Consider the following 22,786-nt stretch of genomic DNA (forward strand, 5'->3'; position numbering starts at 1 on the left):
GTCATCCGCGGTCGGCGTGCCCATGGCATCCGAGACCGCGTCCGAGACCGCGTCCGAGACCGAGATCGCGTCCGAAACGCCGCGGAGCGACGCCGTCGCGCGAGCGGTGAGGACCCACGCCGTGAGCAGGGCCGCGCAACTCCCTCTGCGGGCAGCACTGTTGCAAGCGCGGAGAGTCAACTGGCGGCGTACGGGGGCGAATCGCGCCGCGGTACGCCAACGTCAGTCGCTGTCGGCCGACTTATGGCCGTTCGGGTCCGGTGTCCGGAATGGGCAGCCTGGATGAGACCACGTCCTCACCCAGGACCCGTCGGTCGTCGAGCTTGCCGGCCATGCCACGGGCACGCGGCAAGCTGCCCGCACCACCCTCAGGCGGCCCTGGACCCCGCGGCACGCGGGCCCGGGGTGGGCTCCTGCGCGTCGTCGTCGAACTCGAAGTCCTGGTCTTCTCCGAAGTCCGGGGCCTGGAAGGGTTTCGTCGTCGGAGGCGGCGATACTGCGGTGGAACGGCTGGTCAGCCCTTCCGGAGCGGAGAACAGCGACGTCGAGTCGATGAGAGGTCTGCCTTTCGTTACATGTCCCTGACGGAACCTGGCCTGCCCTGACCGGGCACGGCGGTCCTACAGCTTGGTCATCTTCGCGTACGGGCTCAGGACCCGCATCTGCACCGAGCCGAAATCCACCAGCGCCGCGATGCCGTCCTCGATGCTGACGACGCGGCCGAGGCCGTACACGTCATGCGTGACTTGCTCGCCCAGGGCGAAGTGCTTGGAAGCCGGTGTGGCCGGGGCTTTGAAGGGGCTGGTAGGCAGATGACGCTTCGGTGCCGCAGGCTTAGTCATAGCTCAGTATGAGCCTACGTGTATCCCGCTCGCTGTGGCCGTCGGCACAAATTCGGACGGTAACAGCCGCATCACGCGCCTGACCTGGTGGTTCGTTCCCGGGGGCGGCTCACATCCGGCACAATTTTGCCGTGCACCCCAGTCGGGAGACCCCGTGGGCGCCGGATTCGGGCGGTTCGGTCGGCCCGGCTGCCCGCCCGCCGCACGCACACAACAACTGGTTCCGTTGCGTGAGACCGCCACGAGCGGTACGGGTCGTCGGTGATCGCGGACCGGTGCTTCTCCAGCGCGGCAAAGTGTGCGGCACCAGCAGGAGACTCCGAGTTCGCACACGATCCGTAAGGAACGCACGAGAGGTGAGGGATGGCTCAACACCGCTCGCGCTGGGGCCAGCGCGGGCGTACCGGCCCCGTCTCTGCAACGCAGAGGTGCGCGGGCTCATCTCGTGACCGAGAGGCGGATGGGAACGCCGCGGAGATCGATGTCGCCGTGGCCTCCCGGCATACCGCTTTCATGTACATCTGATACATTCATGACATGAGTGAGCCGGTGATTGAATCCATGGCGGATGTCCGCAGTCATCTCGCTGACGTCATCGATCGCGCTCGCCGGGAGGAAACCCCGACGATCATCACTCGGCGAGGCAAACCGGAAGCCGTCGTGATCGACATCCAGGAGTATCAGCGATTGCGTGAGATCGCGGAGGGTGTCGAGGAGGCGTGGCTCAACCACCTGGCCGACGACGCCGAGTCCGAGGGTGCGGAGGGGTCGGTCTCGCTCGAAGAGATGGCCGCCCTGCTCCGTGTTCATCAGGGCTGACCCGATGGGGTACGTCACACGCTTCACGCCGCACGCTCAGCGGAACATGCTCAAGATCCCGCGCCCGGACGCCCTCCGCATCCTGTATCGCCTCACCGAACTTCAGAAGGCGCTGGATGCCGCCGATACCGCGTCGTTCGATATCAAAGCCCTCCAGGGGCACCACACCCGCTGGCGGCTCAGGGTCGGCGACTACCGCGTCGTCTATACCGTCGAGGACGGCCAGCTGATCGTGTGGGTCCTGGCCGTCGGCAACCGCCGCGACATCTACCGGCACGTTCCGTAGATCATCCGCAGTGCGGATCGATGTCGGCTGCCCGCTGGGAGTCGCGGGGGCATGGGCCTGCCTGTTTGCCGAAATGGCCCGAATGTCGCCTGTAAGCGCGCCCAGAACTGCAACCGCCCACGACGAAGGGCCCCGCCGCGAACGGTGGGGCCCTTCGACATCGTGCCCGGTGAGGCACTGGCGGAGGATAGGGGATTCGAACCCCTGAGGAGTTGCCCCCAACACGCTTTCCAAGCGTGCGCCCTAGGCCACTAGGCGAATCCTCCGCGGCAAACAATACAAGACGCGGAGGAGTGCTCGCGAACTCGTTCCCCCCGCTCGGATCATGTAGCCTGTGCGGAGCCCCTCACGCGGCGCTATCTGACTGAACTCCCCCAGGGCCGGAAGGCAGCAAGGGTAGGTCGGCTCTGGCGGGTGCGTGGGGGGCGTCTGCGTTCGCGGGCGGGGCTGGTTGTCAGTGGGCGCCTATAACCTCGTATGTGTGTCGTCTCTCGCGCTGTACCGCCGCTATCGCCCGGAGTCGTTCGCCGAGGTCATCGGGCAGGAGCATGTAACCGACCCGTTGCAGCAGGCGCTGCGGAACAACCGGGTCAATCACGCGTACCTGTTCAGCGGGCCGCGGGGCTGCGGGAAGACCACGAGCGCGCGGATCCTGGCCCGCTGTCTGAACTGCGAGCAGGGACCTACCCCGACCCCGTGCGGCACGTGCCAGTCGTGCCAGGACCTGGCGCGCAACGGACCGGGTTCGATCGACGTCATCGAGATCGACGCCGCTTCGCACGGTGGCGTGGACGACGCCCGTGAGCTGCGGGAGAAGGCGTTCTTCGGCCCCGCCTCCAGCCGTTACAAGATCTACATCATCGACGAGGCCCACATGGTCACGTCGGCCGGTTTCAACGCGCTGCTGAAGGTCGTCGAGGAGCCCCCGGAGCACCTCAAGTTCATCTTCGCCACCACCGAGCCCGAGAAGGTCATCGGGACGATCCGGTCGCGTACCCATCACTACCCCTTCCGGCTCGTGCCGCCCGGGACGCTGCGCGAGTACCTGGGCGAGGTGTGCGGGCAGGAGGGCATCCCCGTGGAAGAGGGGGTGCTGCCCCTCGTCGTGCGGGCCGGTGCCGGATCCGTGCGTGACTCCATGTCCGTCATGGACCAGCTGCTCGCCGGCGCGCGCACCGAGGGGGTGACGTACGCCATGGCGACCTCCCTCCTCGGGTACACCGACGGTTCGCTGCTCGACTCCGTGGTCGAGGCCTTCGCCACGGGTGACGGGGCCGCCGCCTTCGAGGTCGTCGACCGCATCATCGAGGGCGGCAACGACCCCCGCCGTTTCGTCGCCGACCTGCTGGAGCGCCTCCGCGACCTGGTGATCCTCGCCGCGGTCCCCGACGCCCTCGACAAGGGGCTGATCGACGCCCCCGCCGACGTACTGGAGCGCATGCAGGCCCAGGCCGGCACCTTCGGCGCGGCCGAACTGAGCCGCGCCGCCGACCTCGTCAACTCGGGCCTCACCGAGATGCGCGGCGCCACCTCGCCCCGCCTCCAGCTCGAACTCATCTGCGCCCGCGTGATGCTCCCCGCCGCCTACGGCGACGAGCGCGCCGTCATGGCCCGCCTCGACCGTCTGGAGCGGGGTGTCAACTTCTCCGGCGGCGGCAGCGCGCCCGCCATGGCCTACGTTCCCGGGCCCGACGTCCATGGGGGCGGCATGGCCGCGCCTGCCGCCCCGCCGGTGCTGCCCGGGGGCGGGGTCGCGGCGGCGCGGGCCGCCGCGCGCGGGGGCGGCGCCCCCGGCCCCGTGGGGGCAGGGGTGCCCGCCGATCAGGTCGCGGCCCCCGCTCCCGCCTCCCACGGCGATGCCGAGCCGCAGCCTGCCCCCGCCCAAGCCGCCCCGCCCGCCCCTTCCGCTCCGGCCCCGGCTGCCGCCCCTGCCCCCGCGCCTGGTGCCTGGCCGACCGCCACCGCCGCGGGCAGCGGGCGCCGCGCCGGCGGCTGGCCCACCGCGGGCTCCCCGGGCGGCGCACCCCAGCCCCCCTCCACGCCGAGCGCCCCGGCTGTCCGGAGCGCCCCGGCCGCCGCACCCGCTTCCCCGCCGCCCGCCGGTGGCATCGATCCCCGCACGCTCTGGCCGAACGTCCTCGAAGCGGTCAAGAACCGCCGCCGCTTCACCTGGATCCTGCTCAGCCAGAACGCCCAGGTGACCGGGTTCGACGGCACCACGCTGCAACTCGGCTTCGCGAGCGCCGGAGCGCGCGACAACTTCACGAGCAGCGGCAGCGAGGACGTGCTGCGCCAGGCTCTGGCCGAGCACTTCAACGTCCAGTGGAAGGTAGAGGCGGTCGTCGATCCCTCGGGCGGCTCGGCCCCCGCGGCGCCGATGGGCGGTGCCTCCGCGTACGGCGGAGGGGGCGTCGGCTACGGCAGCGGAGCTCCCGCCGCCGCGCCCCGCCCGGCGTCCTTCCCGCCAGCGTCCCCGCCCCCCGCCCCCTCCCAAGGCCAAGGTCAAGGTCCGGGCCAGGGCCAAAGTCGAGGTCAGGGGCAGGGCCACTCTCCTGCCTCGACCTCCTCCGCGCCGCCCGAAGCGCCCCGCCCCGCCGCCGTCGAGCCGCCCCCGGTCTCCCCGGAGGACGACACCCCGGAGGACGACGACCCCGACCTCGACGAGTCGGCCCTCTCCGGCCACGACCTCATCGTCCGAGAGCTCGGCGCGACCGTGATGGAGGAGTTCAACAACGACTGAAGGGCTGAACGAGTCAACGGGTGGCCGCACGCCCAACCTGACGGGGCACACGACGGAACCGGACCCGACAACCGTGCGGGACGGGAGCTGACCGCAACAGGCCGGACCGGACCCGGAAGCGAAAGAACCGGTATCGATATCGGCAGCGATATCGGCAGCGCGATTGCCATCGCGATCGCCATCGGAGGAACCCACAACCTCCCGGCCCCCGTCCTTCGGAAGCCCGCACAAAGAACCCCGTCGCCGCCGGTTAGGCTGAGCCCGTGAAGGTCCTTGTCATCGGCGGCGGAGCCCGCGAACACGCCCTGTGCCGTTCCCTGTCCCTCGACCCCGCCGTGACCGCGCTCTACTGCGCCCCCGGCAACGCCGGCATCGCCGAGGTCGCCGAGCTGCGCCCGGTCGACGCCCTCGACGGCGCCGCCGTCTCCGCGCTGGCCATGGAGCTCGGTGCCGAGCTGGTCGTGGTCGGACCGGAGGCGCCGCTGGTCGCCGGAGTCGCCGACGCCGTACGCGCAGCGGGTGTTCCGGTCTTCGGCCCCTCGCAGGAGGCCGCACAGCTGGAGGGCTCCAAGGCCTTCGCCAAGGAGGTGATGGCGGCCGCCGCCGTCCCGACCGCCCGCTCCTACGTCTGTACGACGCCGGAAGAGGTGGACGGAGCCCTCGACGCCTTCGGCGCGCCGTACGTGGTGAAGGACGACGGGCTCGCCGCGGGCAAGGGCGTCGTCGTCACCGGCGATCTGGCGGCCGCGGCGGCGCACGCCAACGCCTGTGAGCGGGTCGTCATCGAGGAGTTCCTCGACGGTCCCGAGGTGTCGCTCTTCGCGATCACCGACGGCGTGACGGTCGTACCGCTCCAGCCCGCCCAGGACTTCAAGCGCGCGCTCGACGGTGACGAGGGCCCGAACACCGGCGGCATGGGCGCCTACTCCCCGCTGCCGTGGGCCGATCCGAAGCTGGTCGACGAGGTCATGGAGACGGTCCTCCAGCCGACGGTCGACGAGATGCGGCGGCGCGGTACCCCGTTCTCGGGGCTGCTCTACGCCGGTCTCGCGATCACGGGCCGCGGCGTACGGGTCATCGAGTTCAACGCGCGCTTCGGTGACCCGGAGACCCAGGTGGTCCTGGCCCGGCTGCGTACCCCGCTGGCCGGTGTGCTGCTCGCCGCGGCGACCGGCACCCTCGACGATCTGCCGCCGCTGCGCTGGAGTGAGGACGCGGCCGTCACCGTCGTCGTCGCCTCGCACAACTACCCCGGCACCCCGCGCACCGGCGACCCGATCACCGGCCTCGACGAGATCGCGGCCCAGGACGCCCCGCACGCGTACGTCCTGCACGCCGGGACCCGGCAGGACGGCGGCGACGTCGTCAGCGCGGGCGGCCGGGTCCTCTCCGTCACGGCGACCGGCGCGGATCTCACCCGGGCCCGCGACCGGGCGTACGCGGCCCTCTCCCGGATCGCCCTCGACGGTTCGCAGCACCGTACGGACATCGCGGCGAAGGCCGCGGCGGAGGCGTAACCCCCGACCGCCCGATCCCCGAGTCCGTGTTCCTGGACGCCGGTCCTCGACCGGCCGCGGACCGGGGTTCAGCCTCGATATCTCGCGGAGTCGATGAACCCGCCGGGCCCCGGATCCGTCTCTGGATTCGGGGCCTGATCGTTGCCCTCCGTCATCCACCTTTCCCCAGAGCCATTCCATCGAGTGAGCGATGGCCCATCCGGCTGACGGGGGCCGAGGCCCCAACTATGGTGCGGCGCAAGCGTTCCGGCACTTGGCCCACCGGCATTGCGATGTCAGTGGCGGGTGCCACAGTGGGGGAGTGAGCAACACCAGCGGAACGGGACAGCGCGGAGGGGGTGGAGTCCGGTCGTGACCGGTATGGGTGTGGAGGCGGGCGCACAGGCAGCGCGTTCCCGGGCCTTGGCCGTGCTGCGGATCCGCAGCCGGGCGCTGGCCGTCGCCCTGCTGCCGGCGGCGCTCGCCGTCATCCTGCTGGCGGGCGGCGCCACCGGCCACCTCATGGGCCGGGGCTGGGATCTCGCCCGCTGGATCGTGGGCTGCGTCGCGGTCGTCGTGCTGCTCGCCGCCGGCGGTGTCGCCCTGGTCGTCGCGCGGGCCCGGCCCGCCGTCAGCCCCACGGTCCCGATCGCCGAGCGTTCGGCCCCCGACCTGTACCGCATGGTGCGCGACCTGGCCGACCGCCTCGATGTGCCCGCCCCGTCCGCGATAGCGCTCACCCCGGACTGCGACAGCTGGCTGGAGGACCGCACCCACCCCTCCCACGGCTCGCCACCACCGGTGAAGCGCGACGAGCTGGCGGGCGGCCGCGGGGCGCCGCCGGGCCGTTCGAGGCGGGCCACCGCCGCGCCGGTCCTGGTGATCGGCTCCCCGTTCCTTTGGTGGATGCGGGTCGGTGAACTGCGCGCGGTCCTCGCCCCCGTCGTCGCCGGTACGGGACCCTCGGCGCACCCGGACATAGCCGCGGCCCGCCGTTTCGTACGAGGCCTGGACGCGGCGCTGGCCGTTGCCTCGGCGCCCCGGGGACGCGTGCCCCGCGCGGTGCTCGCCGGCGTCGGCTGGGTCGCCCGTGTGCTGCTGCGCGGCTGCCGGATCCACGCGGCCGAGATGGAGCGGGGGGTGGCGGCGGCCGCCGCCGAGCGCGCCCAGGCCGTGGACTACGGGCTGCGGATCGTCGCCCAGGAGCAGGTGGGCCTGGCCTACGCGGGCTGGGACCGGCTGCTCACCCGGGTCGCGCTGCCCGCCTGGCGGATGGGCCGCTGGCCGTCCCGGCTGGACGCCGGTGTCGTCGCGGCCCTCACCGAGCTGTCCCGGCGCGACCGGCTGGCCGAGGGCTTCGCCTCCCGGCTCGGCGAGCGCCCCGCCTGCGACCTGCTCGAAGAGCCCGGCACGGTGGACGAGGCGGCCTCACTCCTGGCCGCCCGCCTCTTCCATGGCGGCCCCGCCGAGTCCGGTCCCGACTGGGCGCCGGTCGACTGGCAGGAGTACCCGGACGAGGTCGTCGACCGCAAGTGGCGCGCCGACGCGGCCCGGCTGCACCGCGTCCTGGACACGCTCGGCGTCACCCGTTCCCCCGACCCCGCCACCCATGGCACCGACGGCCCCACCCTCTCCCGCGTCCTGGCCCATCTGACGGACGGATCGCACCCGCACGACACGGGAGCCGCGGTCGGCGCGGACCCGGCCGGTTCGCCCACGAGGCCACTCCCGGGCGGGACAGACCACGGCGACCGGCCCTCAGCCGGGGCAGTCCCCGCCGACCCGGCGCCGGCCGGTCCGTCCACGGCCGCGCTCCCCGACACCGCAGGCCCCGGCGCGGCCCCCGCCCCCGCTCCCGTGACCCACGTCGGCCATGCGATCCCCGGGGGCCATGCGATCCCCAGGGCCCATGAGCCCCCCGCCCCCTACGAGGCGATGGGCAGGGACGACGAGGATCCGGCCGGCGGCGGCTCGCCCCGCAGTGCCGCGCTCGCGGCGGGGCTGACGGCGGAGCTGGCGCGGGAGGAGGCGGCCGTCCCGGCCGGCGCCTCGGCACCGTCCGGACAGGGGCCCGCCGCCGCGTTCTGGGACGACGGCTCGCTGCCCCTCTTCCCGCTCCAACCGCCCCGCACAGGGCGGGAGTTGCTCGCCGACCACGTCACGGCGATGGTGTGCTGCGCCGCGGTGGACACAGCGGGTGCGACCCCCGGTCTCGACTGGCTCGACGGGCCGTCGTTGATGGTCAACGGCGAGCGGGCGGCCGATCTCGCCCCGCGAGTCCTCAGCCTGGTGGAGGCGGGTGACCCGGCCCCCCTGCGGGCCTGGCTGGTGGCCCTGGGCATACGCGCGGAGAAACCGGTACGCCTCGTCTGACGCCCGGTCCGACCACTGCCCCACCCTCCGGGACACCACACGCCACCGCGCGGCCCTCGCGCCCCGGCGCCGCTGCCCCCAGCCCCGGCGTCCCAGCCCCGACTGCCGCAGTCTCCGCCGCCTCCCCCTCGAGCCCCGCGCCCCGCCCCTCGGCGCTGCACTCAACCCGGTCTGCCACAACTCCCGTCGCAGCCAGCGGTGTTGGCGCCCCACCTCCAGCTGCCGCACTCCCCGCCGCTGCCCGCACCCCGTCTGCCTCGCGTCGCCGCAGCCCTCGGCGTTGGCTCTTACCCCGCTCTACCAACAACTCCCGCCGAGTCCACCGGAGTTGACGCCACACCCCGGTCTGCCGCGCTCCCCGCCGCAGCCCGCAGCCCGCAGCCCGCAGCCCCTGGAGTTGGCGCCCCACCTCCGGCTGCCGCAGCCCGCAGCCCGCAGTCCGCAGCCCGCACGCCCGGCTGCCCCAGCCCTCCGCGTCGGGCGCCCCGCCCCGACCCCACGCCGTAACGAAACTTCGACTTCCACTTTCGTCCAACCGCGACGAGCGGTGACGACGCGCGTGCGTAATGTGATGTGCTGGGACCGATCCCGTACCTGGTAAGGGCTTGCGACACACGACAGGTGAACGAGAGGCCACCGCGGGAGACGAGGGAGGGGCGCGACCATGAGGTCTGAGCAGATCCGCCGCTGGGAGTCGGGTGCGCTGGCGCACGCCGTGACAGACCCCTTCGGGCAGGGCCCGGTCCCCTGGCTGCGGGGCAGCGAGACGTACTTCGACGACACCGGCCAGGTCGTCCCCTGGTACGTGGACCCGGCACCGGCCCACACCGACGCCCGGGACGCCGTCGGCCGGGACGCGATCGAGCGGGACGGCACCGGCCGGCACACCTCCCGCGTCCCTGGCCCCCGCGCCGCCGGCGCACCCCGTTCCGCCGACGACGTGCGGCGGCAGATCAAGGGCTTCACCTCCGCCGGTGCCGTCGCCCCCGGCGAGGCCCTCGACTTCCACATCACCGTCGACCCGCCCCAGGAGTTCGCCGTCGACGTCTACCGCATCGGCCACTACGGCGGAGACGGCGCCGCGAAGATCACCACCAGCCCCCGCCTCTCAGGCATCGTCCAGCCGCCGCCGCTCACCGCCGACCGCACGGTCTCCTGCCACCACTGGTGGCTGTCCTGGCGGTTGCAGATCCCGAGCTACTGGAACATCGGCGCGTACGTCGCGGTCCTCACCACCGCCGACGGCTACCGCTCCCACATCCCCTTCACGGTCCGCGACGACCAGCCCGCCGACCTGCTCCTGCTGCTGCCCGACATCACCTGGCAGGCGTACAACCTCTACCCGGAGGACGGCCGTACCGGCGCGAGTCTCTACCACGCCTGGGACGAGACCGGCCGGCTGCTCGGTGAGTCCGACGCCGCGACGACGGTCTCCTTCGACCGGCCGTACGCGGGCGCGGGCCTCCCCCTCCATGTCGGCCACGCCTACGACTTCATCCGCTGGGCCGAGCGCTACGGCTACGACCTCGCCTACGCCGACGCCCGCGACCTGCACTCCGGGCGGGTGGACCCGACGCGCTACCGGGGCCTGGTCTTCCCCGGCCACGACGAGTACTGGTCGACCCCGATGCGCCGTACCGTGGAACGCGCCCGGGACCACGGCACCTCCCTCGTCTTCCTCTCCGCCAACACCATGTACTGGCAGGTCGAGTTGGCGCCCTCGCCGTCCGGCGTCCCCGACCGGCTGCTCACCTGCCGCAAGCGCCGGGGCCCCGGCCGCCCGGTGCTGTGGCGTGAAGTCGACCGCCCCGAGCAGCAGTTGGTCGGTATCCAGTACGCGGGCCGGGTGCCCGAGCCGCACCCCCTGATCGTCCGCAACGCCGACCACTGGCTCTGGGAGGCGGCCGGCGCCCGGGACGGCGACGAGATCGGGGGACTGGTCGCCGGCGAGGCCGACCGCTACTTCCCGCGCACCCCGCTCCCCGCGCACGAGAACCGCATTCTCCTCGCCCACTCCCCGTACACCGACGGCGAGGGCGCGCTCCGCCACCAGGAGACGTCCCTGTACCGCGCCCCGTCCGGCGCCCTGGTCTTCGCGTCCGGCACCTTCGCCTGGTCACCGGCGCTGGACCGGCCGGGCCACGTGGACGCCCGCATCCAGCGCACCACCGCCAACCTCCTGGACCGCATCTGCAAACGGGACTGACCCCGCGGCCCGCCCCCCTGTCCGCGGGCGCCCGCCCGTACGGGACAATCGAGCCAGTCGGCCCGCCCGTCTCCCCCACCCGCTGCCTGGGCCCCGCGGGCGTCCTCCTCACCCAGACCACGGGAGAAAACGTGTCCGGATTCGCAGAAAAGCCCGAGCCGCTCCAGGTTCCGGGCCTGGTGCACCTGCACACCGGCAAGGTGCGCGAGCTGTACCAGAACGAGGCGGGCGACCTCGTGATGGTCGCCAGCGACCGCATCTCCGCCTACGACTGGGTGCTGCCCACCGAGATCCCGGACAAGGGCCGTGTGCTCACCCGGCTCTCCCTGTGGTGGTTCGACCAGCTCGCCGACCTGATCCCCCACCACGTGCTGAGCACCGACGTCCCGCCCGGCGCCCCGGCCGACTGGGAGGGCCGCACCCTGGTCTGCAAGTCGCTGCGGATGATCCCCGTCGAGTGCGTGGCCCGCGGCTACCTGACCGGTTCGGGCCTGGCGGAGTACCAGGAGTCCCGCACGGTCTGCGGCCTCGCCCTCCCCGAGGGACTGACCGACGGCTCGGAGCTGCCGGCCCCGATCTTCACCCCGGCCACCAAGGCCGCCGTGGGCGAGCACGACGAGAACGTGTCGTACGAGGAGGTCGCCCGCCAGGTCGGCGCCGACACCGCCGCCCAGCTGCGCCAGGCGACCCTCGCCGTCTACGGCCGTGCCCGGGACGTCGCCCGCGAGCGGGGCATCATCCTCGCGGACACCAAGTTCGAGTTCGGTTACGAGGGCGAGACGCTCATCGCCGCCGACGAGGTCCTCACCCCCGACTCCTCGCGCTTCTGGCCGGCCGAGGAGTGGCAGCCGGGCCGCGCGCAGCCGTCGTACGACAAGCAGTTCGTGCGCGACTGGCTGACCTCGGCCGAGTCGGGCTGGGACCGGAAGGGCGAGCAGCCGCCGCCCCCGCTCCCGCAGCAGGTCGTGGACGCGACCCGGGCCAAGTACATCGAGGCGTACGAGCGCCTCACGGGCCTGAAGTGGTCGTAGGGGACGTAGGCGGTGCGAGGGGCGCGGAGCCGCGGAAGGAGTAGCGGGCCGGGCGTACGCGGAAGCCCCCCGGGCTGATGGGCTCGGGGGGCTTCCGTCGCGGTGAGCGGACGACCAGGTTCGAACTGGCGACCTCAACCTTGGCAAGGTTGCGCTCTACCAACTGAGCTACGTCCGCGTGCGCCGTGGCGCGACAGCCACTATACCCAACCCCGCTGCCGCGCGAGCCGCACGGCAGCGTGACGGTTCTCCGCCCCCAGCTTGGAGACGGCGGCGGAGAGATAGTTCCGTACGGTCCCCTGCGAGAGCGCGGCCCGTGCGGCGATCTCCGCGACCGGGGCCCCGTCGGCGGCCAGCTCCAGCACCTCGGCCTCACGGGCGGTCAGCGGCGAGTCCCCGGCGGAGATCGCGTCGGCGGCCAACTCCGGGTCGACATAACGGTTTCCCGCGTGCACCGTGCGGATGATCTCGGCGAGCCGCAGCGCGCTCACCGTCTTCGGGACGAACCCCCGCACACCGGCGGCGAGGGCCCGCTTGAGATGTCCCGGCCGGCCGTGCCCGGTGACGATCAGCACGCGGCAGTCCGGCACCTCGGTCCGCAGCGATGTGGCGACCTTCACACCGTCCGCGCCGGGCATCTCCAGGTCCAGTACGGCGACGTCGGGCCGGTGCGCCCGCGCCATGGCCAGTGCCTCGGGACCGGTCGCCGCCTCCGCGACCACCAGCAGGTCGTCCTCCAGCCCGAGGAGCGCGGCGAGCGCGCCCCGGATGAGGTGTTCGTCGTCGGCGAGCAGCAGCCGTACGACGTCGCCGCTCACGCGGGGACCCCCGTCAGGGCGGGCAGCGGCACCGTGGCCGTCACCAGGAACCGGTCCTCGCCCACGCTGCCCGCCTCCAGTTCGCCGCCCACCGCGGTGAGCCGTTCCCGCAGTCCCCTCAGCCCCGATCCTCCCCCGCTCCCGGACGGGACCCGCGCCCCGTCGTTCTCGACGGTGAGCACGACCCGCCCGCCGGCCACCCGTATGCCGACGGCGCACCGTCCGGCGTCCCCGTGCCGCAGCACGTTCGTCGTCGCCTCCCGTACCACCCAGCCGAGCGCCGACTGCACCTCGGCGGGCAGCCCGGCCGCCTCGCCGGTCACCTCGCACGTGATGCCGGCGGCGGTCAACACGCCCTTGGCTCCGGCCAGTTCGACGTCGAGAGCGGCCTCGCGGTACCCGCGTACGACATCGCGCACCTCCCGTTGCGACTCCCGCGCGATCCGCTGCACCTCGATCATCTGCTCCACGGCCTCGGCCCGTCCGCGCCGCGCCAGCCGCACGGCCAGCTCGCTCTTGAGCGCGATGACCGACAGGTTGCGGCCCATCACGTCGTGCAGATCGCGTCCGAAGCGCAGCCGTTCCTCGGCGACGGCGAGGCGGGCGCGGGTCTCGCGGGCCTCGTCGAGTTCGTAGACGGCGTCGAGGAGCCAGACGGAGAAGACGGAGGTGAGGGCGAGACCGCCGGCCGCGCAGAGGACGGCGAGCGCGGTGCCGAACGCGGCGGGCGCCGCCACCCCCAGCGGAAGCTGCGCGGCCAGGGCCCCGGCGACGGCGCCCGCCACCACCGCGAGGACGTGCGACGGCCCGCGGAGCCCGAGCGTCAGCGTGCCGGCGCCGAAGCCCAGCACTCCCACGAAGACGGTGCTCGTGGCGGCCCCCAGCTGCTCGCCCCCGCCGCCCCGCTCGCGCAGCACGAGCGCGCCGACGGCGACCAGCACGGTGACCGCGCCCAGGACCCACATCAGCCGCACCGGCCGGGGCCGCCGGTCCCGGGTCCAGTCGAGCGCCCGGGAAGCGGTGGCGGAGCAGAGCAGGGCGTGCGCGGCCACGAAGGCCGTCAGCCGGCTCGCCGTCCCCGTCCCGGCCTGACCGAACGCCGGCAGTCCGAGCGTCGTGACCTCGATCAGGGCGAAGGAGTGGAAGGACCACCGGGTGTACGTCTCGACCTTGCCGGGCGTGCTCTTCCGCCCCCACCAGCCGCCCGACGTCGTTGTCCGCATCGTGCTGTGCTCCCCGTACGTCAGCGCCGCGGTTCCCAGCGGAACCACCGCCGTACAGCAAACACCGCGACGACGGTCCAGGCCACCGCCGTGACGACGGCGGCGAGTGCGCCGGCCGCGGACAGGGTGCCGTCCCAGCCGCCGCTGATCAGTCTGACGGCGGGGGAGAGCGGGAGCAGTTCGCAGACGGCTGCGACCCGGTCGGGCAGCAGCCGCGTCGGAACGGTGATGCCGGAGCCCAGCATGGACAGGAACAGGAAAGGCAGCGCGGTGACCTGTCCGCTCTCCGCGGTCCTGGTGAACGACGCGGTGAGGGCCGCCAGCGCGGCACAGAGGACGAGGCCCAACAGCAGCCCTGCCAGGACGAGTTGGGGTGCGGCCGGCGCTCCGGCGTCGAGCAGCAGGGCGCAGGCCACGGCCAGCAGCAGGGACTGGGCGAAGCCGACGCCGAGGGCCGGGAGCGCGGTGCCGGCGAGGATCTCGGGGTCGGTGGCCTCTCCGGTGCGCAGCCGTTTGAGCACCAGTTCCTCGCGGCGCGCGACGAACGCGCCGACCAGGGCCGAGTACACGGCGAAGAGCAGGGAGAAGCCGACCGCGGAGGTGAGCAGTACCGTGCCCGGCGACAGCCCTTCGGCGCCGAGATCCATCCGGCCGACCGCCGGCCGCACGCTGAACGGCAGCGCCAGCGGCACGAACAGCGCCGTCACCACCGCGTTCCGGTTCCGGCCGAGCAGGGCGAGTTCGGCCCGTGCCAGGGACCGCAGCCGTCCGGCCGGGGTCGTGGTCGCTGTCGTCGTCGACGTGCTCATGCCGCCGCCTCCCGCTCGCGGTCCGTGCCCGCTTCCCGGGCGATCCCGAGGAACGCCTCCTCCAGCGAGGCCGACCGCACATCGAGCCCCCGCAGTTCGACCCCGGTCCGCTCGGCCCAGGCCAGTACCCCGGTCGCCGCCCGCTGCACCTCGTGCGTCCGCAGCCGTACGGCACCGCCCACCACCTCGTGACCCACCACCCCCAGCTCCCCGAGCGGGGGCAGATCACCCACGAAGTAGCCCGGGGGCAGCTCGAAGGAGATCCGTGCGGGCCGGCCGGCCGTCACCTCGGCCGGGGTGCCGACGGCCGCGATCCGTCCCTCGTGCAGGATCGCCAGCCGGTCCGCGACGTCCTCGGCCTCCTCCAGCTGGTGCGTGGTGAGCAGGACGGTGGTCCCGCCGTCACGCAGCGCCCGCACCAACTCCCAGGTGTCCCGGCGCCCTTCGGCGTCGAGGCCGGTCGTCGGCTCGTCGAGGAAGAGCACCTCGGGCTCCCCGAGCAGGGCGAGCGCCAGGTCGAGCCGCCGCCGTTCACCCCCGGACAGCTGCTTCACCCGTACGCCGGCCCGCTTCCCCAGGCCGACCCGGGCGAGCGCCTCCGGCACCGGCCGGGCCCCGCTGGTGCAGCCGGCCCACATCCGCGCGGTCTCGGCGACGGTCAGCTCGGACGGGAAGCCGCCCTCCTGGAGCATCACGCCGGTGCGCGGCCGTACGGCGGCCCGCTCGGCCCGGGGGTCGTGGCCGAGGACGCGCACCCGGCCGCCGGACGGTGCCGCGAGTCCCTCCAGCACCTCGACGGTGGACGTCTTGCCCGCGCCGTTGGTGCCCAGGAGGGCGAAGACCTCCCCGCGGGGCACGGCGAACGTGATCCCCCGCACGGCCTCGAATCCGCCGCCGTAGGTCCGCCGCAGGTCAGTGACGTCGATCACGTGTGGGTGCGCGCTGGTGTCCGTGGTGTCCATGGCCTCAGCGTCTCCGCGGCCGGGGGCCGGCAGCAGTGCGCGCTGTCATCACTCGGCATGACAAATGTCAGAGGGGGCCGGGATCTTGGGACACGAAAAGACCCCGGTCCATTGGACCGGGGTCTGATTCACGAGCGGACGACCAGGTTCGAACTGGCGACCTCAACCTTGGCAAGGTTGCGCTCTACCAACTGAGCTACGTCCGCATTGCATCCGACCGGCTCTCACCGATCGGCGCGAGCACCAGCCTACCCGATCCACCGAAGTGGTCCGGACGGCGATGCAGAGCGGGTGACAGGAATTGCACACTGCGCCTTCCCCCTGGAAGGGGGATGTTCTGCTACTGAACTACACCCGCGTGTACTCCGTGAGCCGGGCCTTTCGGCCTTGCCCCTCGGCGTGCTCCGAACTCTAGCTGACCAGGAGGGGTGCAACGCAAGTCGGTTCGGCCGAGGGGCGGCTGACCGGCCGTCGTCCGGGCGTCACTGGGCGGCGGCGAACGCCTCGTAGACCCTCTTGGGGATGCGGCCGCGGGCCGGGACGTCCATCTTGTTCGCCTGGGCCCAGGCCCGGACGGCCGCCGGGTCGGGGGCGACCTCCGTCTGCCGGTAGGCCTTGCCGGACCGCGACCGCTTGCGGCCGGCGTCCACGTAGGGCGCGAGCGCCTTACGCAGTTTCTTGGCATTGGTTTGGTTCAGGTCGATCTCGTACGACTTGCCGTCGAGTCCGAAGGCGATCGTCTCCGCCGCTTCCGAGCCGTCGATGTCGTCAAAGAGAGTGACCACGACCTTCTGCGCCACGAATATCGGTCCCTTCGTGCGACGCCTCTATCCGCGTGCCGTCCGGGACGCCACGGAGATGCGGAGACGTCGACTGTCCGCCTGTTTATGGGCAAAGTATCGGCTAATGACAATTCATTTGTACAGTGCCCGGCATTGCATGGTGAAGCCCGACTAAATCTCTCCGCGTGTCCCGGCGCAATAGCGGGCCTGGAACGATCCCCGATCTTTCCCTGAACTTTTCGTGCGGACCCCTGCCTGATACCGGATCGTGACGATCAACACGTAGATTCCTCCAACTCTACTCGCGTAGAAATTCTGTACGGGTAGTCTGAAGACACCTGCAGGAGACCTGCTCAGCACCACACCACCGGGAGTGCCCGTGGCACGCGTCGTAGTCGACGTCATGCTCAAGCCGGAGATCCTCGACCCCCAGGGCCAGGCGGTGCAGCGCGCACTGCCGCGGCTGGGTTTCGACGGGATCTCCGACGTACGTCAGGGAAAGCGATTCGAACTGGAAGTTGACGGACCGGTCGACGAGGCCGTCCTCGCCCGCATCCACGATCTGGCGGAATCCTTCCTCGCCAACACCGTGATCGAGGACTTCACGGTCCGCGTCGACGAAGTCGCGGAGGCCGCGAAGTGACCGCTCGTATTGGCGTCGTCACTTTTCCCGGCAGCCTGGACGACCGCGACACCCAGCGCGCGATCCGCCTCGCGGGCGCCGAACCGGTCGCCCTCTGGCACAAGGACAAGGACCTCCACCAGGTCGACGCCGTGGTGCTGCCCGGCGGTTTCTCCTACGGCGACTATCTGCGCGCCGGCGCCATCTCCCGTTTCTCGCCGGTGATGGGTTCCGTCATCGAGCAGGCGAAGGCCGGCCTCCCGGTCCTCGGCATCTGCAACGGATTCCAGGTCCTCACCGAGGCGCACCTGCTCCCGGGCGCGATGCTGGGCAACGACCACCTCCACTTCATCTGCCGCGACCAGAAACTTCGGGTGGAGAGCGCGGAGACCGCCTGGACCGCCGACTACACGGCCGGCCAGGAGATCCACATCCCGCTGAAGAACATGGACGGCCGGTACGTCGCCGACGAACGCACGCTCGACGAGCTGGAGGCCGAGGGCCGGGTCGTCTTCCGTTACGCGGAGGTGAATCCGAACGGCTCGCTGCGCGACATCGCGGGCATCACCAACGCCGCCGGGAACGTGGTGGGCCTCATGCCGCACCCGGAGCACGCCGTCGAGCCGCTCGTCGGCAGCGGCCGTACCGACGGCCTGCCGTTCTTCACCTCGATCCTCAAGAAGCTGGTCAACGCATGAGCCGGACGCCTCTGGACACGGTCGAGCACGCGGCCGCGACCCCCGACGTCGAGCTGCCCTGGGCCGAACTCGGCCTGAAGAAGGACGAGTACGAGCGGGTGGTGGAGATCCTCGGCCGCCGCCCGACCGGCGCCGAGCTGGCGATGTACTCGGTCATGTGGTCCGAGCACTGCTCGTACAAGTCCTCCAAGGTGCACCTGCGCCAGTTCGGCGAGAAGGCCCCGCAGAGCGACGCGCTGCTGGTCGGCATCGGCGAGAACGCGGGCGTGGTGGACGTCGGCCAGGGGTACGCGGTGACCTTCAAGGTCGAGTCGCACAACCACCCCTCCTACGTGGAGCCCTACCAGGGCGCGGCCACCGGCGTCGGCGGCATCGTCCGCGACATCATCGCGATGGGCGCGCGCCCGGTCGCGGTCGTGGACCCGCTGCGCTTCGGCGCGGCCGACCACCCCGACACCAAGCGCGTCCTGCCCGGCGTCGTCGCGGGCATCGGCGGCTACGGCAACTGCCTGGGCCTGCCGAACATCGGCGGCGAGGTCGTCTTCGACGCCTGCTACCAGGGCAACCCGCTGGTCAACGCCGGTGCCATCGGCGTCATGCGGCACGAGGACATCCACCTCGCGAAGGCGTCCGGCGCGGGCAACAAGGTCATCCTCTACGGCGCCCGTACGGGTGGTGACGGCATCGGCGGCGCGTCGATCCTGGCGAGCGAGACCTTCGACGACGCCAAGCCGTCGAAGCGTCCGGCGGTCCAGGTCGGCGACCCCTTCCAGGAGAAGCTCCTCATCGAGTGCACCCTGGAGGCCTTCAAGGAGAAGCTGGTCGTCGGCATCCAGGACCTGGGCGCGGCCGGACTGTCGTGCGCCACCAGCGAGTTGGCGTCCAACGGCTCCGGCGGCATGACGGTCACCCTGGACGACGTACCGCTGCGCGACTCCACGCTCTCGCCCGAGGAGATCCTCATGAGCGAGTCGCAGGAGCGGATGTGCGCGGTCGTCGAGCCGGCGAAGGTCGACCGCTTCCTGGAGATCTGCGAGAAGTGGGACGTCATCGCGACGGTCATCGGTGAGGTGACCGACGGCGACCGCCTGGAGATCTTCTGGCACGGCGGCAAGATCGTCGACGTCGACCCGCGCACGGTCGCGCACGACGGCCCGGTCTACGAGCGCCCGTACGCCCGTCCGTCCTGGCAGGACGCCCTCCAGGCCGACGACGCCAACAAGCTCGCGCGGCCCGGGAGTTCGGAGGAGCTGAGGTCCCAGGTCCTGAAGCTGGTGTCGTCCCCGAACCAGGCGTCCAAGAAGTGGATCACCTCGCAGTACGACCACTTCGTGCAGGGCAACACGGTGCTCGCCCAGCCCGAGGACTCGGGCATGATCCGCATCGACGAGGAGACCGGCCTCGGGGTCGCCATCGCGACGGACGGCAACGGCCGGTACGCCAAGCTCGACCCCTACGCGGGCGCGCAGTTGGCGCTCTCGGAGGCCTACCGCAACGTGGCGACGACCGGTGCCAAGCCGCTCGCCGTCTCCGACTGCCTGAACTTCGGTTCGCCCGAGGACCCGGCGGTGATGTGGCAGTTCGCCGAGGCCGTCCGCGGCCTGGCCGACGCCTGCCAACAGTTGGGCACGCCGGTGACGGGCGGCAACGTCTCGCTCTACAACCAGACGGGCGAGGCGGCGATCCACCCGACGCCGGTCGTCGCGGTCCTCGGTGTCATCGACGACGTCGCCCGCCGCACGCCGGTCGCCTTCCGGGAGGAGGGCCAGCTGCTCTACCTCCTCGGTGACACCCGCGAGGAGTTCGGCGGCTCGGCCTGGTCGCAGGTGATCCACGACCACCTCGGCGGCCTGCCGCCCAAGGTCGACCTGGAGCGCGAGCGGCTGCTGGCCGAGATCCTGATCTCCGCCTCCCGTGACGGCATGATCGACGCCGCGCACGACCTGTCCGACGGCGGTCTCGTACAGGCGGTCGTCGAGTCGGCGCTCCTCGGCGGGAAGGGCGCGCGGCTGATCGTCCCCGACGGCCTCTCCGCGTTCACCTTCCTCTTCTCGGAGTCGGCGGGCCGTGCGGTCGTCGCGGTCCCGCGCTCGGAGGAGCTGCGCTTCACCGACATGTGCGGGGCGCGGGGTCTGCCGGTCACCCGCATCGGTGTCGTCGACGGCGACTCGGTGGAGATCCAGGGCGAGTTCACGCTCTCCCTGGAGGAACTGCGCACCGCCCACGAGGAGACGATCCCCGCGCTGCTGGCGTAGGGCGTACGTCGTTGGCGGTCCCCGGTATCGGGTTCTACGGCTGCGGAGGCCCCGTTCGTGCGGACGAGCGGGGCCTGCGCCGTACCGGATGTCGTCCCGGACGTGGTGCCGGGCGCCGTGTCCGGGCGGGAAGGGGCCGGCACCTGGCCGGGGGGCTCCCCGCACCTGGGTCCGCGAAAAAGCGTGACGGTGTTACGTATAAGTGTCACGCTTTTCCAGCCCCGCCCCACCCCCCGGAGCCCGCCGCGGCCACCCCATAGGCTCGCTCCCATGCCCCCGGCCAAGAAGCGCGCCCGCGCCTACGACCCCGCCAGGACGCGTGCCGCGGTCATCGCCCAGTTCGGGAACGTACGGGAGGCGGCGGCGACCCTCACCCCCGAGCGGCTCGCGCTGCCCACGCGGCTGGGGAACTGGACCGTGCGGGAGCTGATCGCGCACACCGGGACGGCGCTCGGCGCCGTCAGCCGCCTCCTCGAACTGCCGGAACCCGCGGCGCCGGAAATCGCGCTCCTCGACTGGCCGTTCTCGACCGCCGCCGACGCGGAGTCGATCGACGCCAGGAGCCGCGCTCTCGCCCAGGAGAACCCCGACCCCGGCGCCCACCTCGCCGCCGTCGCCCACCGCTTCGCCGCCGACCTGGACCGACACCCCGGCACCCGGCTCCTCGCCACCGGCGCCGGCCCGATGCGCCTGGCCGACTACCTCGTCACCCGCACCGTCGAGCTCTGTGTCCACACCGACGATCTGAACGCGGCCGTCCCCGGGCTCGGCATCCCCTACGACCGCCAGGCCCTCGCCGCCGCGACCCGCCTCCTCGCCGACACCCTCGCGGTCAAGGCCCCCGGCGGTTCCACCGAGGTGCGCGTCCCGCCCCACGCCGTCGTCCAGTGCGTCGAAGGGCCCCGGCACACCCGCGGGACCCCGCCCAACGTCGTCGAGACCGACCCGCTGACCTGGCTCCGCCTGGCCACCGGACGGACGCGGTGGAGGGACGCCCTGGCGGAGGGGAAGGTCAGGGCGAGCGGCGAGCGGGCGGACCTCGCGGGACTCCTCCCCGTAATGACCTGAACCACGGTCCGGGCCGCCCACCGCGCGGTTCGGTGTGCCACCGGTGTGCGACGGCTCACTCGTGCGACCGGAAGCCCTGCCTCCGGAACCCCGACCCCGACGTTTCCGCAGGTGGGAGAGGTGGAGCGGACAAGTCGTCCATGACCGCCGCGGATCCCCAATTCGGACCAGTGGTCGATCTCGCCTACACTCGGTACCGTGCCACGTGGTGACGGTCGACTCAGTCATGATCTGCTCCCCGGCGAGAAGGGACCCCAGGACGCGTGTGGCGTCTTCGGAGTCTGGGCTCCCGGTGAAGAGGTCGCCAAGCTCACTTACTTCGGGCTCTACGCCCTCCAGCATCGAGGCCAGGAATCCGCGGGGATCGCGGTCGGCAACGGCTCGCAGATCCTCGTCTTCAAGGACATGGGCCTGGTTTCCCAGGTCTTCGACGAGGCCTCGCTCGGTTCGCTCCAGGGTCATCTCGCGGTCGGTCACGCCCGCTACTCGACCACCGGCGCCTCCGTGTGGGAGAACGCCCAGCCGACGTTCCGTGCCACCGCGCACGGTTCCATCGCGCTCGGCCACAACGGCAACCTGGTCAACACCGCCCAGCTCGCCGAGATGGTCGCCGACCTGCCCAAGCAGGAGGGCCGCACCCCGCGCGTCGCGGCCACCAACGACACCGACCTGCTCACCGCGCTGCTCGCGGCCCAGGTCGACCCCGACGGCAAGCCGCTGACCATCGAGGAGGCCGCCCACGCCGTCCTCCCCAAGGTCAAGGGCGCCTTCTCGCTCGTCTTCATGGACGAGCACACCCTCTACGCCGCCCGCGACCCGCAGGGCATCCGCCCGCTGGTCCTCGGCCGCCTGGAGCGCGGCTGGGTCGTCGCCTCCGAGTCCGCCGCCCTGGACATCTGCGGCGCCGCCTACGTGCGCGAGATCGAGCCGGGTGAGTTCGTCGCCATCGACGAGAACGGCCTGCGCACCTCCCGATTCGCGGAAGCGAAGCCCAAGGGCTGCATCTTCGAGTACGTCTATCTGGCCCGCCCCGACACCGACATCGCCGGCCGGAACGTCTACCTCTCCCGCGTGGAGATGGGCCGCAAGCTCGCCAAGGAAGCCCCGGTCGAGGCCGACCTGGTCATAGCGACCCCGGAGTCCGGCACCCCCGCCGCCATCGGCTACGCCGAAGCCTCGGGCATCCCGTTCGGTGCGGGTCTGGTGAAGAACGCCTACGTCGGACGTACGTTCATCCAGCCCTCGCAGACCATCCGGCAACTCGGCATCCGGCTGAAGCTGAACCCGCTGAAGGAAGTCATCAAGGGCAAGCGCCTGGTCGTCGTCGACGACTCGATCGTGCGCGGCAACACCCAGCGGGCGCTGGTGCGCATGCTCCGCGAGGCCGGCGCCGCCGAGGTCCACATCCGGATCTCCTCGCCGCCCGTGAAGTGGCCCTGCTTCTTCGGCATCGACTTCGCGACCCGCGCCGAGCTCATCGCCAACGGCATGACCATCGAGGAGATCGGCATCTCCCTGGGCGCCGACTCCCTGTCGTACATCTCCATCGACGGCATGATCGAGGCGACCACCATCGCCAAGCCCAACCTCTGCCGCGCCTGCTTCGACGGCGAGTACCCGATGGAGCTGCCCGACCCGGAGCTGCTCGGCAAGCAGCTGCTGGAGACCGAGCTGGCGGCCGGTCCGGCCGCCACGGCCGCGGCCGACGCGATCCGTCGCCCGTAAGCCCCGTACCGCCAACCCGAAAGATCCCAGG

At 72.0% G+C, this 22,786-nt stretch carries 18 protein-coding genes, 4 tRNA genes and 1 other RNA gene; 13 read left to right on the top strand and 10 right to left on the bottom strand.

From position 1 onward, the window contains the following. Positions 1-620: 620 nt before the first annotated feature. The gene (locus ABZT12_RS03505; protein WP_356376490.1) at positions 621-842 is read right to left on the bottom strand and encodes a hypothetical protein; all 222 of its coding nucleotides are present in this window, start codon (positions 840-842) and stop codon (positions 621-623) included. 537 nt (positions 843-1,379) lie between these two features. Here ABZT12_RS03505 and ABZT12_RS03510 point away from each other — a divergent pair. Together ABZT12_RS03510 and ABZT12_RS03515 are read left to right on the top strand one after the other, a co-directional pair. Beyond that, positions 1,380-1,661 carry a type II toxin-antitoxin system Phd/YefM family antitoxin gene (locus ABZT12_RS03510; RefSeq protein ID WP_356376493.1) on the top strand — a complete coding sequence of 94 codons (282 nt, stop codon included), beginning with the start codon at positions 1,380-1,382 and terminating at the stop codon, positions 1,659-1,661. A 4-nt stretch (positions 1,662-1,665) separates the two neighbouring features. Further along, a complete protein-coding gene (locus tag ABZT12_RS03515) occupies positions 1,666-1,947 on the top strand; it encodes a type II toxin-antitoxin system RelE/ParE family toxin (protein ID WP_356376734.1) in 282 nt (93 codons plus the stop codon). Positions 1,948-2,125: 178 nt separating this feature from the next. Here the strand turns inward: ABZT12_RS03515 and ABZT12_RS03520 are convergent. Next, positions 2,126-2,213 (bottom strand) — tRNA-Ser (locus ABZT12_RS03520). A gap of 72 nt (positions 2,214-2,285) precedes the next feature. On the opposite strand from ABZT12_RS03520, the gene ffs reads away from it, so the two are divergent. The 6 genes from ffs (at position 2,286) to ABZT12_RS03550 (ending at position 11,793) form a co-directional block, all read left to right on the top strand. Beyond that, positions 2,286-2,380, top strand: an RNA gene (ffs, locus tag ABZT12_RS03525) — signal recognition particle sRNA small type. 48 nt (positions 2,381-2,428) lie between these two features. Beyond that, positions 2,429-4,687 carry a DNA polymerase III subunit gamma and tau gene (locus ABZT12_RS03530; protein WP_356376496.1) on the top strand — a complete coding sequence of 753 codons (2,259 nt, stop codon included), beginning with the start codon at positions 2,429-2,431 and terminating at the stop codon, positions 4,685-4,687. Between the two features lie 263 nt (positions 4,688-4,950). Beyond that, the gene (gene purD / locus ABZT12_RS03535) at positions 4,951-6,204 is read left to right on the top strand and encodes a phosphoribosylamine--glycine ligase (protein WP_356376499.1); all 1,254 of its coding nucleotides are present in this window, start codon (positions 4,951-4,953) and stop codon (positions 6,202-6,204) included. Positions 6,205-6,564: 360 nt separating this feature from the next. Continuing rightward, the gene (locus ABZT12_RS03540; RefSeq protein ID WP_356376737.1) at positions 6,565-8,556 is read left to right on the top strand and encodes a hypothetical protein; all 1,992 of its coding nucleotides are present in this window, start codon (positions 6,565-6,567) and stop codon (positions 8,554-8,556) included. A 664-nt stretch (positions 8,557-9,220) separates the two neighbouring features. Continuing rightward, a complete protein-coding gene (locus ABZT12_RS03545) occupies positions 9,221-10,762 on the top strand; it encodes a N,N-dimethylformamidase beta subunit family domain-containing protein (RefSeq protein WP_356376502.1) in 1,542 nt (513 codons plus the stop codon). A gap of 131 nt (positions 10,763-10,893) precedes the next feature. Further along, the gene (locus ABZT12_RS03550; protein ID WP_356376505.1) at positions 10,894-11,793 is read left to right on the top strand and encodes a phosphoribosylaminoimidazolesuccinocarboxamide synthase; all 900 of its coding nucleotides are present in this window, start codon (positions 10,894-10,896) and stop codon (positions 11,791-11,793) included. Between the two features lie 105 nt (positions 11,794-11,898). Here ABZT12_RS03550 and ABZT12_RS03555 read toward each other — a convergent pair. The 8 genes from ABZT12_RS03555 to ABZT12_RS03590 all read right to left on the bottom strand — a co-directional run bounded on the left by ABZT12_RS03555 (position 11,899) and on the right by ABZT12_RS03590 (position 16,405). Next, positions 11,899-11,971, bottom strand: a tRNA-Gly gene (locus ABZT12_RS03555). 22 nt (positions 11,972-11,993) lie between these two features. After that, positions 11,994-12,611, bottom strand: coding sequence for a response regulator transcription factor (locus ABZT12_RS03560; RefSeq protein WP_356376508.1), 618 nt, complete (start codon positions 12,609-12,611; stop codon positions 11,994-11,996). Continuing rightward, positions 12,608-13,834 carry a histidine kinase gene (locus ABZT12_RS03565; RefSeq protein ID WP_356376511.1) on the bottom strand — a complete coding sequence of 409 codons (1,227 nt, stop codon included), beginning with the start codon at positions 13,832-13,834 and terminating at the stop codon, positions 12,608-12,610. Before ABZT12_RS03565 ends, ABZT12_RS03560 begins: the two co-directional genes overlap by 4 nt. Before the next feature lie 20 nt (positions 13,835-13,854). Then, the gene (locus tag ABZT12_RS03570) at positions 13,855-14,643 is read right to left on the bottom strand and encodes an ABC transporter permease (RefSeq protein WP_356376514.1); all 789 of its coding nucleotides are present in this window, start codon (positions 14,641-14,643) and stop codon (positions 13,855-13,857) included. Beyond that, complete coding sequence (locus ABZT12_RS03575; RefSeq protein ID WP_356376517.1) at positions 14,640-15,605, bottom strand: ABC transporter ATP-binding protein; 966 nt, start codon at positions 15,603-15,605, stop codon at positions 14,640-14,642. The genes ABZT12_RS03570 and ABZT12_RS03575 overlap by 4 nt, the downstream gene beginning before the upstream one ends. 133 nt (positions 15,606-15,738) lie before the next feature. Continuing rightward, positions 15,739-15,811: transfer RNA gene (locus ABZT12_RS03580), tRNA-Gly, on the bottom strand. A gap of 80 nt (positions 15,812-15,891) precedes the next feature. After that, positions 15,892-15,963: transfer RNA gene (locus tag ABZT12_RS03585), tRNA-Gly, on the bottom strand. A gap of 124 nt (positions 15,964-16,087) precedes the next feature. Beyond that, positions 16,088-16,405 (bottom strand): Lsr2 family protein, encoded by a 318-nt coding sequence (locus tag ABZT12_RS03590; RefSeq protein ID WP_356376520.1) that lies wholly within the window; start codon positions 16,403-16,405, stop codon positions 16,088-16,090. Positions 16,406-16,766: 361 nt separating this feature from the next. On the opposite strand from ABZT12_RS03590, the gene purS reads away from it, so the two are divergent. The 5 genes from purS (at position 16,767) to purF (ending at position 22,755) form a co-directional block, all read left to right on the top strand. After that, positions 16,767-17,030, top strand: a complete 264-nt coding sequence (purS, locus tag ABZT12_RS03595; RefSeq protein WP_356376524.1) for a phosphoribosylformylglycinamidine synthase subunit PurS — start codon at positions 16,767-16,769, stop codon at positions 17,028-17,030. Next, complete coding sequence (gene purQ, locus ABZT12_RS03600) at positions 17,027-17,707, top strand: phosphoribosylformylglycinamidine synthase subunit PurQ (protein ID WP_356376527.1); 681 nt, start codon at positions 17,027-17,029, stop codon at positions 17,705-17,707. The genes purS and purQ overlap by 4 nt, the downstream gene beginning before the upstream one ends. Then, entirely contained in the window at positions 17,704-19,962 is a 2,259-nt protein-coding gene (gene purL, locus ABZT12_RS03605; protein WP_356376530.1) for a phosphoribosylformylglycinamidine synthase subunit PurL, read from the top strand. The genes purQ and purL overlap by 4 nt, the downstream gene beginning before the upstream one ends. A gap of 270 nt (positions 19,963-20,232) precedes the next feature. Beyond that, complete coding sequence (locus ABZT12_RS03610) at positions 20,233-21,030, top strand: sterol carrier family protein (protein ID WP_356376533.1); 798 nt, start codon at positions 20,233-20,235, stop codon at positions 21,028-21,030. Positions 21,031-21,228: 198 nt separating this feature from the next. Next, complete coding sequence (gene purF, locus ABZT12_RS03615; RefSeq protein WP_356376536.1) at positions 21,229-22,755, top strand: amidophosphoribosyltransferase; 1,527 nt, start codon at positions 21,229-21,231, stop codon at positions 22,753-22,755. Positions 22,756-22,786: the final 31 nt, after the last annotated feature.

The sequence above is a fragment of the Streptomyces sp. NPDC005423 genome, from assembly GCF_040606415.1.
Classification (GTDB): domain Bacteria; phylum Actinomycetota; class Actinomycetes; order Streptomycetales; family Streptomycetaceae; genus Streptomyces.